The sequence below is a fragment of the Saccharothrix deserti genome (assembly GCF_009769385.1).
Classification (GTDB): Bacteria; Actinomycetota; Actinomycetes; order Mycobacteriales; family Pseudonocardiaceae; genus Actinosynnema; species Actinosynnema deserti.
The window spans coordinates 1-14,450 of record NZ_VKAB01000043.1; the positions used below are offsets into that span (position 1 = coordinate 1).

Annotated in this window: 10 protein-coding genes; all 10 read right to left on the reverse strand. The window is 71.2% G+C overall.

From position 1 onward, the window contains the following. Positions 1–208: 208 nt before the first annotated feature. The gene (locus tag FM051_RS41470; RefSeq protein WP_158852588.1) at positions 209–1,435 is read right to left on the reverse strand and encodes a cytochrome P450; all 1,227 of its coding nucleotides are present in this window, start codon (positions 1,433–1,435) and stop codon (positions 209–211) included. A gap of 98 nt (positions 1,436–1,533) precedes the next feature. Further along, on the reverse strand, positions 1,534–3,693 hold the full coding sequence (helR, locus tag FM051_RS41475) for an RNA polymerase recycling motor ATPase HelR (protein ID WP_202919297.1): 2,160 nt from the start codon (positions 3,691–3,693) through the stop codon (positions 1,534–1,536). Between the two features lie 347 nt (positions 3,694–4,040). Beyond that, positions 4,041–4,226 (reverse strand): hypothetical protein, encoded by a 186-nt coding sequence (locus tag FM051_RS41480; protein WP_420803658.1) that lies wholly within the window; start codon positions 4,224–4,226, stop codon positions 4,041–4,043. Positions 4,227–4,484: 258 nt separating this feature from the next. Continuing rightward, the gene (locus FM051_RS41485; protein WP_158852589.1) at positions 4,485–5,768 is read right to left on the reverse strand and encodes an ADP-ribosylglycohydrolase family protein; all 1,284 of its coding nucleotides are present in this window, start codon (positions 5,766–5,768) and stop codon (positions 4,485–4,487) included. Between the two features lie 2 nt (positions 5,769–5,770). Beyond that, positions 5,771–7,912, reverse strand: coding sequence for an ADP-ribosylglycohydrolase family protein (locus FM051_RS41490; RefSeq protein WP_158852590.1), 2,142 nt, complete (start codon positions 7,910–7,912; stop codon positions 5,771–5,773). A 25-nt stretch (positions 7,913–7,937) separates the two neighbouring features. Continuing rightward, entirely contained in the window at positions 7,938–8,366 is a 429-nt protein-coding gene (locus FM051_RS41495; protein WP_158852591.1) for a hypothetical protein, read from the reverse strand. Continuing rightward, entirely contained in the window at positions 8,366–12,583 is a 4,218-nt protein-coding gene (locus FM051_RS41500) for a toxin glutamine deamidase domain-containing protein (RefSeq protein WP_158852592.1), read from the reverse strand. Before FM051_RS41500 ends, FM051_RS41495 begins: the two co-directional genes overlap by 1 nt. Then, on the reverse strand, positions 12,553–13,413 hold the full coding sequence (locus FM051_RS41505; protein ID WP_158852593.1) for a WXG100 family type VII secretion target: 861 nt from the start codon (positions 13,411–13,413) through the stop codon (positions 12,553–12,555). Before FM051_RS41505 ends, FM051_RS41500 begins: the two co-directional genes overlap by 31 nt. Before the next feature lie 60 nt (positions 13,414–13,473). Then, positions 13,474–13,791: a WXG100 family type VII secretion target gene (locus FM051_RS41510; RefSeq protein ID WP_158852594.1), complete on the reverse strand. Its 318-nt coding sequence runs from the start codon at positions 13,789–13,791 to the stop codon at positions 13,474–13,476. Continuing rightward, a complete protein-coding gene (locus tag FM051_RS41515; protein ID WP_238413022.1) occupies positions 13,791–14,372 on the reverse strand; it encodes a YbaB/EbfC family nucleoid-associated protein in 582 nt (193 codons plus the stop codon). Before FM051_RS41515 ends, FM051_RS41510 begins: the two co-directional genes overlap by 1 nt. Positions 14,373–14,450: the final 78 nt, after the last annotated feature.

A 14,450-nucleotide genomic window follows, 5' to 3' on the forward strand; every position in this document is an offset into this window, starting at 1 on the left:
CCAGCTGAACCCTGCCGGACACGCCGGACAGGGCGTAGGCACACGCCCTCTCCGGCCTATCAGCACGTTTCCCCAGCTCAGACCGCAAACTCGCGATCACGTGTGACTACCAACTGCGGAAGGCGGGTCTCGCACTTGATCTGTCGGTGGGCGATGGCGAAGTCATCAAGGTCGATTCCCGCACAGGTGACGCGCTCGGCCGACGGTTTTAGCGGGCCGTTTCCGTCCAGGTGACCGGCAGTTCGTGGACGCCGTAGATATTCATGTCGGTCCTGAGTTTCACCTCGTCGGCGGGGATGGCGAGCTTGAGGGTCGGGAAGCGACGCAGCAGGCCCTCGAAGCCGGCGCGCATCTCGATGCGGGCCAGTTGCTGGCCGAGGCACTGGTGGATCCCATGACCGAAGGACAGGTGCCCGCGGGCGTTGCGACGGATGTCGAGGGCGTCGGGGTCGTCGTACTTGCGCGGGTCGCGGTTGGCGGCCAGCAACGAGACGACGACAGTCGATCCCTTGTTGATGGTCTCGCCACCGAGTTCGATGTCCTCCGTGGCGTAGCGGTAGAAGATGTCGGCAATGGACAGGTAGCGCAGGAGTTCCTCGACGGCGCCGGGCATCAGGTCCGGGTCGGCGCGCAGTTCGGCTAGCTGCTCGGGGTGCTCCAAGAGCGCGAAGGTGCCCAGTGCCAGCATGTTGGCGGTGGTCTCGTGGCCCGCGAGCAGCAGCAGGAAGGCGATGCCGGTCAGCTCCTCGATGGTGAGGTCGTCATGGCGGGCCAGGTCGGACAGCATGTCTTCGCCGGGGGCGGCGCGTTTGCGCGTGACCAGTTCGGACAGGTACGTGGTCAGTGCGATGTACGCGGCCATCTTCTCGTCGAGCGGCTGGTCCTTGACCAGGAACTTGGCGGAGTTGGCCTGGAAGTTGTCCCGGTCGGCGTAGGGGACGCCGAGCAGTTCGCAGATCACCAGCGAGGGCACCGGGAGCGCGAACTCCTTGACCAGGTCGACCGGCGGGGGCAGGCGCGCCATCTCGTCCAGTTGCCGCTCGGCGATGTCGATGATGTGCTCTTCGAGCTGCTTCATGCGTTTGACGGTGAAGGCGCCGGTGAGCATGCGCCGCAGCCGGGTGTGGTCCGGCGGGTCCATGGAGATGAACAGGCCCGGCACCTGCGGGGACGGTTCGGTCTGCTCGGGCATGCCGGGGGTCTCGTACGGCACGTGGAGAATGCCGATGTCCTGGCGGGAGCTGAACCGGGTGTCGGCCATGAGCTGGCGGACCGCGTCGTAGCCGGTGACGAGCCAGCCCTCGTGACCGTCGGGGAAGACCATGGGACTGACGGGGCGAGCCTCGCGCAGCCGGGTGATTTGACGGGGCGGGTCGAAGGGGCCCGCATCGCGCTCCATGGGGAGGCCGTGCGGGATGGGAACCGTTTGACTCATCGGATTTCCTCTCGTGGCGGTTGTTGCGACCACGATCACCGACGGACCTGACATGCGACTGACACGGCTCTGACACCGACCATGCCGGAGGCTGAGCGTCACCTTGTTCGGCGGAGTCCGGTCAGGGCCCGCGGCAACGGGCCCTGGTGCAGGACGCCGAGGCGTTGGGTGGCGCGGGTGAGGGCGACGTAGAGCTCGGCCGCGCCGCGTGGGCCGTCGGCGAGGATCCGTTCTGGTTCCACGACCAGGACGGCGTCGAACTCCAGGCCCTTCGTCTCCGACGCCACCACCGCGCCCGGCACGCCCGGCGGCCCGATGACGACGCTGGTGCCTTCGCGACCGGCTTCGTCCCGCACGAAATCCTCGATGGCAGCGGGCAGTTCGTCCTCGGTGACCCGCCTGGCCCATGGCTGGACGCCGCACGCGCGGACCGACTCCGGTGGCTGGACGCCGGGTGCGAACTCGGCGAGCAGCGCGGCGGCGACGGTCATGATCTCCGCCGGGGTGCGGTAGTTCACCGACAGCGACCGGTAGACCCAGCGGCCGGGCACGTACGGCTCCAGCATCGTGTCCCACGATGTCGCGCCGGCCGCCGACCGGCGTTGGGCGAGATCGCCGACCACCGTGAAGGATCGGCCCGGACAGCGCCGCATCAGCACCCGCCAGTCCATTTCGGACAGTTCTTGGGCCTCGTCGACCACGACGTGCCGGTAGGTCCAGTCCCGGTCCGCGGCGGCGCGTTCGACGAGTTCACGGGTGTCGTGCTCGACGAAGCGTTCCGCCAGGTCCTCGGCGTAGAGCAGGTCCGTGGCGAACAGGTGGTCCTCGTCGTCCATCGAGTCCTGGCGGCCGACGAGGCCGTCCAGCACGCGGGCGGCGTGCTCGGCCTCGGCCTTTCGCTCCCGCTCGGCGGCCCGGTCGGCCGACTTGTCACGGCCCAGCAGGTCGACCAGTTCGTCGAGCAGCGGCACGTCCGACACCGTCCAGGCGTCGCCATCGGCGCGCAACAGCGCCTGGTCGGCGCCTGCCGCCCGCAGCCGTTCGGGGGACGTGTACAGCGGTGCCAACAGCGTTTCCGGCGTCAACACCGGCCAGAGCTCGTCGAGCGCGGCGGTGAACTTGTCGTCGTTCGCGAGTTCCTTGAGCAGGTCCGCCCGCACGCGCTCCCACGCATCGCGGTCCTCCCGGGTCAGCCAGCCCCGGCCGATCCGGGCTATCGCCCGTTCGGTGAGCACGTACGTGACGATCTCGGTGAACACCGCGCGGGCCTCGTTGTGCGGCTGCCCGCTCGCGCGCGCCTCGTTCCTGGCCCACTCCGCGGTCTCGGCGTCGATCCGCACCGTGACGCCGCCCAGTTCGATCGGCAGCGGGTGCTCCGGCAGGCGTTGACGGTCGGCGACCGCCGCCGCGAGCACGTCCAGGATCTTCAGCGAGCCCTTGAGCCGCGCGGCTTCCGGGGTGTCGTCGGCCGTGACGCGCAGACCGGGCACGAGGTCGCCGGTGGTCATGAACACCACGTCCGACTCGCCCAGTGACGGCAGGACGCGGCCGATGTGGTTCAGGAACGCCGGGTTGGGCCCGACCACGAGCACGCCATGGCGTTCCATCCGCTCCCGCTGGGTGTAGAGCAGGTACGCGACGCGGTGCAGCGCCACCACGGTCTTCCCGGTGCCCGGACCACCCTCGATCACCAGCACCCCCGGGTGGTCGAGCCGGATGATCTTGTCCTGCTCGGCCTGGATCGTCGCCACGATGTCGCGCATCCCGTCACCGCGCGGCGCGTTGACCGCCGCGAGCAGGGCCGCGTCCCCTCGTTCGCGACCATCGGGGCGGCCGAGCACCTCGTCGGTGAAATCGACCACTTGACGCCCGCGTGTGTGGAACTGGCGGCGTCGACGCATGTTCTCCGGGGACGCGGCGGTGGCGACGTAGAACGCGCGCGACGCCGGCGCCCGCCAATCGAGCAACACCGGTTCGTACTCGTCCTCCTCGTCGAAAAGGCCGATCCGACCGATGTACGAATGCTCGCCCGAAAGGGAGTCCAATCGACCGAAGCACAGCCCGTTGTCCGCCACGCCGAGCCGCTTCGCCTCTTTGGCCAGCGCGCGCACCTCGACATCCCGTTCCATGGGTGTCCCGCCGTTCCCCCGCAACGCCGCGTTGTACTCACCTTTCACCCGCGCGCGCTCGGCGTCGAGTCGCTGGTAGAGCCCGGCCACGTAGCTCCGCTCGGACCGCAATTCGTCTTCGTACCCCATGAGTTGACCACGAATCTATCGGCGCGAGCCCCGGTCTTCAGGCCGGGGATAGCCGATCTGTTAGTATTGTTGAGTCGCCGCCGGGCGGGCGGAGACAGAAAACGCCTGTGGAGCCCGTGTAAGACCTCCCTGCCGGGAGGCGGTGGGTGGTGAAGCAGGAAGCAGGGGCCGCGAGGCCCCTCGGAATCTTCGCCGTTCACGTCGGAGAGCACGTCAAACATGCCCCTCGCAGCGGCTGAACTGATGTCAGGTTCGGCGGGCCCTCCATCGGATTGGGGAGGGCCCGTAATTTTCTACCACGTCGAGCAGCAGCTTCGCGGCCACCGCCCGCGCGCCGGCCGCGTCGCTCAGGTCATCATCGCGCGCACGACCGGCACCATCGGCACGCCGACACCGGCCGGCCGCTCCGCGAACTCCTCGTCCGGCGGCGCGCACACGCGCACCTCCGCGCCGAGTGCCCGCAACCGCACCGCGAGCCCCACCAGCGGTTCGACGCCCCCGCGGGAGTCATATCCCGACAACAACACACGCACTTCGCGACTCCGACTTCCGCAGGTTCTGGCTTCGGCCGGTGATTCTGCGGCACGACCCGGGTCTTGCCGCAAGTCCCCCCGTGCGCTATAAATTAGGAGTGGGAAGGAGTGGGTATCCTCCTTTTCCCGTCATCGTCCGCTGTGGACGGACAACCTCCTCGCGAAGCGGCGGCCCGGAACTCCTCGGCATCCGGGCCGGGCAGGCGGAGAGCGGCGGTAACCAGTACCGCCTCACCGATCTCCTCGAAAGCCAGGACCTCAGTCGTCGGGGTAGCGGGTGTGCCAGTCGTTGTTGTCCGGGGCGTTCGGGCCGAATTCGGTGGTGGCGTCGTCGGTCAGTCGTTCGATGACGTCGCGCAGTTCGAGCTGTGCCAGCCACGTGGGGTCGATGGCGTCCTCACCGTAAAGGGCACCGACGATGTTGCCGCACACGGCGCCGGTCGAGTCGCTGTCGCCGTCGTGGTTCACCGACGCCAGCAGCGCCGCGTTCAGCGTGTCGGTCGCCAACGCCGCGTAGACCGCGATCGCCAGCGCCGACTCACCTACCGCGCCGTTGCCGAGGGTGGCGATCTTCTCCGGGGTCGGCGGGCCGTCCAGCGCCACGGCGGCGTCCAGGGCGGCCGAGGTCTCGTTGTGGCCGTCCCAGCGGACGAGGTGGGTGCGGGCGGCGTCGAGGGCCTGTCGCAGCGGCACGCCGCGCAGGAGGTGGTGCACCAGCACGGCCAGCACACCGGCCGGGAGGTAGCCGCTCGGGTGGCCGTGGGTGATGGCGGCGGAGGCGGCGGCGACTTCGAACACCACCGCCGGATCCTGCGACCACAGCGCGACCGGGGCCGCCCGCATCACGCCGCCGCAACCCTTGGAGTCGTTGACCGGCTCCGCGATCGTGCCGGCGCGGCCCGTGGTCCCGTAGTCCTGGAGGGTGAAGAAGCACGTCGCACCGGGCGCGCGCCGCTTGAACAGCCCGCGCACGCCGATCAGCCACCCTTCGGGCGTCTCGGAGGTGTGGCGCGGGCCGCGGGCCTTCACCCACGACGTGCCCTGGGTGTGCAGCCAGCGCTGGTAGGCCATCCGCAGTGAGCGCACGACGTCGCCGTTGCCCGAGCGCCGCTGCTGGGCGTGGGCGCGGATGACCGCTTCCAGGGTGAACAGCGTCATCTGCGTGTCGTCGGTGATCCGCCCGACGCCGTCGTAGCCGGTGATCATGCCCGTCACGCCCAAGGGTCCGGCGAGTTCCCGGATCTGGTCCATCGGCTTGGACTCCACCGGCGCGCCCAGCGCGTCCGCGACCGCGCCGGCCAGCACACAGCCCCGCCAGCGCCGCGCGTCCACCCCGGACACCGGCCGGAGCGCGCCCGGATCGGCCGGTGTGGGCGCGCGCGTGATGAACTTCCGGCCGGCCTCGTCGATCCCGATGTGCAACTCCACCCGCAGCACGTCGCGCGGTGGCCGTCCCGCCGGCTGCGCGTCGGCGGCGCGCTGCCGGTGCAGCAGGCCCGCCAGCACCGCGAGGTCGGCATCGGAGAGGAACTCGCCTGACATGGTCACGTCCGTGGGTATCTCGTCGTCCAGCCGCCCTGGCCCAGCGGCGAGGAGCGGTTGAAGTGCCGGTAGGCGTCCGTGGCCAGGATCTCCACCAGGTAGCGCAACTCCAGCCGCTCCAGCCACGAAGCCGGCAGGCCGGGGATGCCGACGCGCGCGCCGACCAGCGCCCCCGCCAGCGCACCGGTGAACGCGCTGCGCCCGGAGTGGTTGACCGCGCGCAACAGCGCCAGATCGGGTCGGTTCTCGTACCCGGCGACCGCCGAGAACGCCTGTCGCAGCACGGTCGCCGTGTCGCGTCCGGCGCCCATCTCCTCGGGGTTGTGCGCGTCCAGCAGGCCGAACTTGGCGTAGTCCGGCAACGCGCTCTCCACGTCCACGCCCGGCACCCGCACGTCGCGGCCCGCGATCCACAGCGGCGTCGGGTTGGTCCCGTCGGCCAGGAGGCGTTCGAAGACGCCCGTCAGGTACTCGGCGGCGGCGATGTCCTCATCGGACTGGTTGGTCAGCCCGGCGATCAGCCGCGCGGCCGTCCGCGCGCCCTGTGCGAGCCCGGTGCCGGGACCGCCTTCGGTGAGGGCGGCCGGCAGTGCGGCGAGCAGCGCCGCCGGACCGGAGCCCGTTCCCGACCTTCCCAGGGCCAGGTCACGGATCGCGGCCAGCTCGTCGGCGTCGGGCAGCCGGTCGGCGTAGAGGTCCGCGACCCGCACCAGCCACCCGTCCACCTCGCGTGCAACCGTGTCGCCCTGGGTGTGCAGCCAGCGCAACAGGCCACCCGCGGCGGCGTCGGCGAGCACCGCGTGGTCGGTGGGGTCTTCGCGGTGGCGGCTGCGGATCACGCCGTCGGTGAGGAACAGCAGCCGCTGGGTGAGCGGGCCGATTTCGCCGGAGACCAGGTCGCGGACTCCGCGCGGACCGAAGCGGGCGCGGATCTCGTCGAGACCGAGCGCGTCCACCGCCTGGCCCAGCGCCTCGCCCAGCGCGAAACCGACGAACGCCCCCGTCACCCGCCGGTAGCCGTACCGGAAGCCCTTCGGGGCACGTGCGCAGTACTTGCCGAACGCGTCGACCTGCGGCGTGATCCGGCCGTCGTCGTCGTAGACCGGCTGGAGGCCGTTGCCCGCCAGGTCGGTGGGCCACCGCCGCGGGTCACCGGTCTCGTGGACGAGCTGCTCCCAGGACTTCCCGACCGCGGTCCGGCGGATCTCGTCGTCGGTCAGCTCGAAGCCGTTCGTCCGGGCGTAGCGGGCCTCGTGCACAGGTGTGTCCGCGGGGGAGCGGAGACCCAGCCGCGCCGCCATCTCCCGCACCAGGCGCGCGGGTTCCCCGCCGACCTCGAACCTCGACTCGACCACGTCGACGGGGGGACGCGACCGCGGGAACCGCACCAACGCGGCCACCAGGTCGGCCGACGACACCTTGCGCACCGACGCCGGGCTGTAGAAGGACAACAGGGTCGGAGCCGGGAAACCGGACGCGAGGGTCGCGAGATCGACCCGCCGCCACTCGGTGGTGTCCGCGGGTAGCTGCCGCGTGGACGTGTACACCGGGTACCACTCCGCGGTCCGCTTACCCACCAGCCCGTTGCGGGGGACGAGGACGTCCGCCTGGGTCAGGCCGGCGAGCAGCCGGTCGTCGTCGAGCCACCCGACGTCGGCGAACAGCAGCATCCACTCCAGCTGGTTGACCGGGCGGTCGAAGCCCATGCGCACCGGACCGGTGCGGTAGCGCGGGTTGATCCGCTCCCTGCCGGTCCGCGTGCCGTCGGGTTCGACCCACTCCCAGCCGCCGATGGCCATCTCCGGCACACCGAGGTAGCCCAGGCCGGACTCGGCGACCTCGGGGTCGACGAGTTCCGCCCAGTAACCCCCGCCCGGTGTCCGGGCGGGGGTGCTCAGGTCACCGGGGCGGGGGCCCGCCTCGCGCAACTGCCCGTCCGGCTCGCGCACGATCAGCCGGGGCGGCGGGAAGATCTCCTTGCCCGCGTCGCCCCCGTCGAGGTACGCCACCGAGTTGTAGGGCACGGACCAGCCCTCGGGAACGCGGCGGACCTTCTCGTGGTCCACCCGCAGCCCCGACACCCGCGGTCCGTGGACCGCGCGCAGCCACTCCTCGACCCTGGCCACCGCCTCCGCGGTCTCCACCCGGTTCAGCCCTTCCCCGTCGTCATCAGGTCCGCCTGACGGTGAACGTCGGCGGCTCGCCCGCTGCCCGGCGGGCGGCTTCCTCTTCCCACATCTTGAACGTGCGCCGGCGGATGGACCGGATCAACGCGCGTTCCTCAGGGGTGAACGATTTGCGGCCTTCGCGCTCTTTCTGCTCGTACATGGCGTCGATCGTCTCGTAGAGCGCGAAGACCGGGCCGTCACCGCGGAGTCGACCGCGTTCCTCCTCGGTCCGCCAGATGAACCTGTCCCGGTCGAGCACGGCGACATCGCTGGTCGAGGTGGCCAGCAGCACTTCGACGATCGGGCTGTTGTCCGGTTCGAACTCACCGGTGTCGGTGTTGAGCCGGTGGCCGACCCAATTGCCTTCGGAATCCGTGTCGAGTACGAAGGTCGATCCGTAGTACTTGAAGTAAGCCGGGGTCTGCACCATCACCGATCACCATCCTGGACGGTTCCCCGCCCCTGCCTGAACGCTTCGCCGAACAGTTCCTGTTCCTTGGCCAGGATCGCCCCGGTCAGCGCACGTTCCTCCGCGGTCATGGTACGGCCCTGCTCCTTGGCGACGGCTTTGAAGTCCCGGCGGACTTCGAACAAAGCGTGCTCGAAATCCGCGACGTCGTCTATCGCCTTCAAGTGCAATCGGAGTTCCGCCACGTGGAACGTGCCGTCTTCCAGTTCGAGGCGCACGCTGAACTGGAGATCGCGGTAGCCGCTTTTCTGTGGGCTCAGGAACCGGTCGTCGATGCTGATCTTCGAGCCGTCCTGTTGCACCTTGTCCAGCAAGACCTCCAGGCCCCTGTAGGCATCGGCCACCGTGCGGTACTGGATCTTGGACCCGACCAGGTCGACCAGCCTGGCCGCGTCGCCCTTGTACCCGGTGATCTTGTCCATCGCCCGGACCCTGCTCTTCTCGGTTTTACGGGAGAACGCTTCGCCGCCCGTCGCCTTGGCGACCTCGTCGGCCAGGGCGTGCAACTGTCCCTGCTTGGCCGCCCAGTCCCGGTACAGGCCTTCGAGGTACTGCTGCCGGTAACCGGTGTCGTCCTTGTTCGCTCCGATGAAGTCGGGCTGCACGCGGTGCGAGGCGGGACTGTCCTCCGCGATGTCCTTCGCATGACCGGACAACTCCGCCTGTTCGGGCGTGAGGAGGGCGGGGCCCGGGGCCGGTTCGGCGTCGTACTGGTCCGCCAGGGCCTCCGGGCCGTGCTCGTGGTCGCGGACCTCCTGGACGCAGTCCTCCAGCACCTCGATCGCCTGCGGGTGCCTCAGCAGGTTGGCCAGGGTCTGGGGACGGGCCAGCAGTGAGTTCTCCAGGAACGGCACGTCGCGCAGGAGGGCGGCCATCTCGGGATGGCGCGGCAGCAGGGTGGCGATGGCCTCGCCGATGTGCAGCTTCTGCCCGTCCACGGTGATCCGGGAGTCAGGGTCGCGGAGGCTGATGGCGTCGGCCACGCGCATGGCGTCCTGGACGCGTGGCTCCTGGAGGTAGCGGCCGATCTCCTCACGGGTCGGTGGGCGCTCGTCTCCGCGTGACGGCGGATCCGCCGCGCCGTAGCCGGAGTCGCTCGTGGTCGTCGTGTCCTGAGTGGACGTTTCGGTGTCCGTCCGCGCCGCGTGGCGTTCGGCGACCTCGGCGAGGTCGTAGGGGAGCAGGTCCAGCTTCACCGGTGGGTGCGGCAGGCTCATCAGGGAGTTCGTCTGCGGGTCGACGAACGCGACGCCCTCGCGGGTGTTCACGACTTCCGCCACGTGCCCGTACTCGACCCCGTCCGGCCCGAGGTACTTCACCGCGCGCGAGTCCAACGGCCGGTCGCGCATCGCGCGGATGACGTCGTCGTAGTCGCCGTGCGACTGCCAGTCGCCGCCCAACTGGTCCCGGACGTGGTCCAGGGTGCCCATGGACTCCATGTGCTCCGGCCGCAGCGGTCCGGCTTCGGTGTCGATGCCCGCCTGTCGCAGCGCGCTCGCCACGACACCGCGCGTGCAGTTGGTCTGGTACCCCTGCTCGTAGGCGTTCACGTCGTGGAAGCGCGGGTTGACCCCGGCCAGGTGCGGGTGTCGTTCGGCGACGTACCTGGCCGACTGGTTGGCGTTGGCGGTGTCGGCGTGGATCGCGGGTTCGGAGGGCGGGTTGGTGGCCCGGGACAGCGGTGACCAGTCGTGGTCACCAGCGGTGCCGCTGTCGATCGGGCCGCTGTCGATCGTGCCGCTGTCGGGCATCGGGTCCGCGCCCGCGTAGCCGCCGAGCCGGTCGGTGATGAGGCTGCGTTCCGGCGCGGGGGTGTCGGGCTTCGGCGGTTCGGGCGCGTCGGACGGGCCACCGCCCAGCCGTTCCGCGGTCGACTGCTTGAGCAGGTCCTCGAAGACCTGCTTGTTGGCGTTGTTGGCGGCACGACGGTCGGCGATCTCCTGCTCCGCCGCGGCCTGGTCGAGGTAGCGGGGGTCACCGGGCAGGACCTCCTCGACCCGGATGACCGTCTTCTGCTTGACGACGCCGTTGCGCTCGACCTCGACGGTCTCCTTGGCGTGGGTGTACCACTGGGTGCTCGGCTTGGAGACTGCTTCGCGCTCGGTGTGGTTCTGCGACAGCTCGTGGATGTCGCGGGCCGTCTTGGCGTGGATGTGGATCTCGACGTCCTCGCCGAACTTGGACACGAAGTCCGGCGACTCCTTGATCGAGGCGCTGACGACGGTCGGCTCGACGGTCGTGCGGCCCGGCACGTACTGGTCCGCGATGAGCTTGGCCAGGACCGGGTTGCCCTTGACGTCGATGCCGCGCACCAGCTCGGCTTCCAGCGGGTTCAGCTCGTTGATCGCCGAGACGATCGCCCGCATCTGGAGCCGGGCGTCCTGGAAGTCCGCGAGGCCGCCGTCGGGGCCCAGGCGCTGCGCGGTGTTGGCCGAGTCGAACAGGTCGTGGCCGGTGTAGGCGTGCAGGGCGACCGCGCCCTCGTCGGACAGACCCGACAACGACTCGGCGGCGTCCCGGCGGGCGAGCGCGTTGTCCCTGATCTCGGTGCGGCGGGCGTCGCCGGTGATCGCGGCGACGAGTGCGGCGTTGTCGGCTGGGGTGGCGCGGTGGTCCGCGTCGAAGAGGTAGTTCTCGCCGAGGTCGTCCCCGGCGCGGTCCGGCTCGGTGTCGACCGCCTGGTCGGCCGGTGGCTCCGGGTGCGCTTGGTCGGGCGTTGGTTGGGGGTCGTGCGGTGCTTCGGGCCGTGTGGGTGGTGCCGGCGTTTGGTCGGGCGTTGGTTCGGGGCGGCGCGACGGTTCCGGTTGTGCGGGCGGTGCCGGCGTTGGCTCCTGGCGTGCTGCGGCGGGAGTGGGCTCGGGGGTGCGGGGAGCCTCGGGTGGGGTGACCGGCTCGGGAGCGCGGGGCATGTCCGGCTGCCTGGCCGGGCGCGAGTCGGCAGGCTTGACCGGTCCGTGGGTGCCCACTGCGGGTGGACCCTGCCGGCGGGGTGCGTTCGGCGGCGGGAAGCCCGGTGGCGGCGTGGGCCGCCGTGCGGGTGGAGGGCCCTGCGGGTGCGGGCCGTTCGGCGCGTAGCCCTGCGGGGGCATCGGCGCACGACCGGCGGGTGGGCGGTGCGCCGGCGGCGGACCCATCGGGCGTGCGGGAGGCGGCATCGGGCCCCGTGGCGGAGGACCGCCCGGTGCGGGCGTGTAGGGCGGGGGTGTGGGACGGCCACCCGGCGGCATGTCGGCGCGAGGTGGTGGCGAGCCCTGGGGGCTGCGCTGCGGTGGTGGGGTCGGACCGCGCTGTGGCGGTGAGCCTTGAGGACCGCGTTGTGGCGGCCCCTGGTTGAAGGAGCGCGGGGGCATGCCGCCGGGGTGGGGTCCGCCCATCGGCGGTGGGGTGCCGCCCTGTTGTTGGGGCACGGGTGGGCCGTCGTGGCGTGGCGGTGGGGTGTCGAACCGGGGCGTGAACTGCGCGCCTGCCGTTCCGGCGGCGAAGACGTTGCCGGGCGGCGGCGGACCCTGCTGGCGTCCGGGGTCGGCGGGGTAGCCACCGGGTTGCGGGCCGAAGCCACCAGGTGGAGGGGGAGCCATGCCGTACCCGCCGCCCGGTGCGGGTGCCCTCCCATACCCGCCGGAGGACGATCCCTGGCCGGGAGCGGGAGCGGGAGCGGGAGCGGAGGAGGGCGTGGACTGGCCCGTGCCGCCCGGAGGTGCCCAGGCCTGCGAGGCCGGCGCGGACGCGGGAGCCTGGCCGGCCGCTTGAACACCGCCGGCCTGGCTGCCGCCGGTTGAGCCTGCGCTGGCCTGGCTGCCGGGTGCGGCGCCGTCCGTCCGGTCGGCCGCGACGCTCGGTGACAACCCCGAGGTCCGCGTGGCCGCCTCCCGGCTCGGCAGGTCGTCCGAACCGCCACCAGCCCGGGGAACACCCCGGTCGGACGTGCCGCCCGGGTCCGATGTGGGCGATCCGCCCTCACCCGAGCCGAACCGCGTCGTGACGGGCCGGTCCCGGGACGTGTCCGGTCCGGCTTGAGAGGCGTTGGCGACAGCGTTGGCGTCCGGCGTGTCGACGTCCGGCGTGTCGACGTCCATGTCCCGGATCGCGCCGAGGGAGTCCGTCGCCCCGCCCACACCCCGGTCGACCGCACCGCCGGACGCGCCCATCAGCACGTCCTTCGCCGACAGCTTGTCCAAGTCCCCGGTGACCGCCGCCTCGCCGACGGTGGTGACCGCGCCCTACACCGCGCCGCGGGTCGCGCCGCGCACCGCGCCGTCGAGGACCTGGCCGCCCACGCTGTCGACAGGCCCCTGGTGGCGCCCTTCGGCACGGCGTTCGACGCCGCGCCGACCACGCCCTCCACCGCACCACCGACGGCGGCGTCCCCGGTCTTGCCCCCGTCCCACGACTTGCGGTCCCCGGTGGCCATCTGGACGCCCTGGATGCCGGCGTCGAGCGCCACGCCGGTGGCCACGTTCGTCGCGACCTCCCGCAGCACCCGTTGCAGCACCTGCTGCGCGACCTTCTTGAACCCCTGCTGCACGAGTTTCTGCAGCAGCTGTCGGAAGATCATCTGCACGGTCATGCGCGTCGCGATCTGCGCGGGCACGATGCCTGCCGTCGACGCGCCGAACGTCACCGCCGCCGAAGCGATCATGGCCGCGATCGAGATGGCGAGCATGATCAGCGACGCGATGATCATGTACTTGGTGTACTCGACGTCGAGCGCGGTCGCGTCGCACGAGTCGCCCAGGGCCTGGCACGCCTCGGTGAGCGACTTGAAGTACGCCTCATCGCCCTCGACGTACTTCTTCCACACCTCCTCGAACGCCTCGGCGCTGTCCCCGGTCCACCCGTCGAGGACCCCCGTCGCACCGCGGTCGGCGGTGGAGCTGACCTGCGGGATCGCCTCCGCGGCGCGGTGCCAGGCGTCACGCAGCTCGCGGAGCTCGTCCTCGTCGCCTTCCGGCCAGCTCTCCCCGACGACGATGGGCAGCAGCCACTTGACTTCGTCGGGTATCTCCATGCCCACCGAGCGTTACCCCCGCCATGCCGTCTGCGGCCCGGAACCGGTGTGCATCCCGGCTCAGATCCCGCGCGTGAAGGTGTCGGCGTTGGTGTCCTCGACGGCCCGGTAGGTCGCCATCGCGTCCACCACGCTCCCGCGCATCCCGCGCAGCCCTTCGACCAGGGACGTGAACGCCCGCACCGCGCCCTCGGAGCCGGGCACGTAGTCCTTGGCGAACTCCTGGCCGGACTCGTCGCCGCCCCAGCACGCGCCGGAGGCGGAGAGGGCGTCGGCGAGCGCCGTGCGTGCGGCCTCCAGCTGGTCCGCCGCCGAAGCGAGTTCGGCCGCGGCGCCGGCCGCGGCCTCCGGGTCGATGCCGAAGCCACCCGCGTTCATCAGTAGCTCCCCTTGAGCCAGCTTTCGGGCAGTTCGTCCTCATCGGACGTCGTGCGCCTGCGTGCGGCGGGCGGAGGCGGGGACGGCGGTGTTGTCCGTGCCTGCTCGGCGCGGTCGGCGAGCGCGCTCCGGTCCTCGAAGGAGTCCTCGTCCGGCGTGACCGGCGGCGGCGCGGGCACGTCGAACCGGGGGAGCAGCGCCGACAGCGACGGCGCGCCCTCGACCAGGTCGGACAGGTCGGGCAGTCCCTCGGTGAGCGGCGACATCAGGTCGTTCACCTGCTGTTTCACCCGGCTCGCGCCTTCGCGTGCGAGTTGCAGCACGGACCTGGCCAGCGCCTCCGGCGTGGACCGCTCGAACGCGGACGGCGCGAACTCCAGGTGGGTGAGCACCCCGCCGGAGTCGACCGCAGCCCGGACCAACCCGTCCTTGGACGTCAGCGAGGCAGTGGCCTGAGCGGCCGCCGTCTGCGCGTCGCGCAGCATCTCGGCCTGCCGGTTGAAGGTGTCCAACAGGCCGTTGACCTGCTCCTTCATGGCGGCGTTGCGCGTTTCGAGGCGCGCTCGACCGTCGCCAGACATCGCCAGGTCCCCCTGATCGCACGTGGTGTGAATCGGGACCATATCGCCTCGTCCGGCAGGGCCGTGGGCGTTCCGGTG

Excerpts from the sequence above, each read along its gene's own strand:
- FM051_RS41470 (WP_158852588.1), bottom strand. The coding sequence starts at position 1,435 with ATGAGTCAAACGGTTCCCATCCCGCACGGCCTCCCCATGGAGCGCGAT.
- helR (WP_202919297.1), bottom strand. The coding sequence starts at position 3,693 with ATGGGGTACGAAGACGAATTGCGGTCCGAGCGGAGCTACGTGGCCGGG.
- FM051_RS41485 (WP_158852589.1), bottom strand. The coding sequence starts at position 5,768 with ATGTCAGGCGAGTTCCTCTCCGATGCCGACCTCGCGGTGCTGGCGGGC.
- FM051_RS41495 (WP_158852591.1), bottom strand. The coding sequence starts at position 8,366 with ATGGTGCAGACCCCGGCTTACTTCAAGTACTACGGATCGACCTTCGTA.
- FM051_RS41505 (WP_158852593.1), bottom strand. The coding sequence starts at position 13,413 with ATGGAGATACCCGACGAAGTCAAGTGGCTGCTGCCCATCGTCGTCGGG.
- FM051_RS41510 (WP_158852594.1), bottom strand. The coding sequence starts at position 13,791 with ATGAACGCGGGTGGCTTCGGCATCGACCCGGAGGCCGCGGCCGGCGCC.
- FM051_RS41515 (WP_238413022.1), bottom strand. The coding sequence starts at position 14,372 with ATGTCTGGCGACGGTCGAGCGCGCCTCGAAACGCGCAACGCCGCCATG.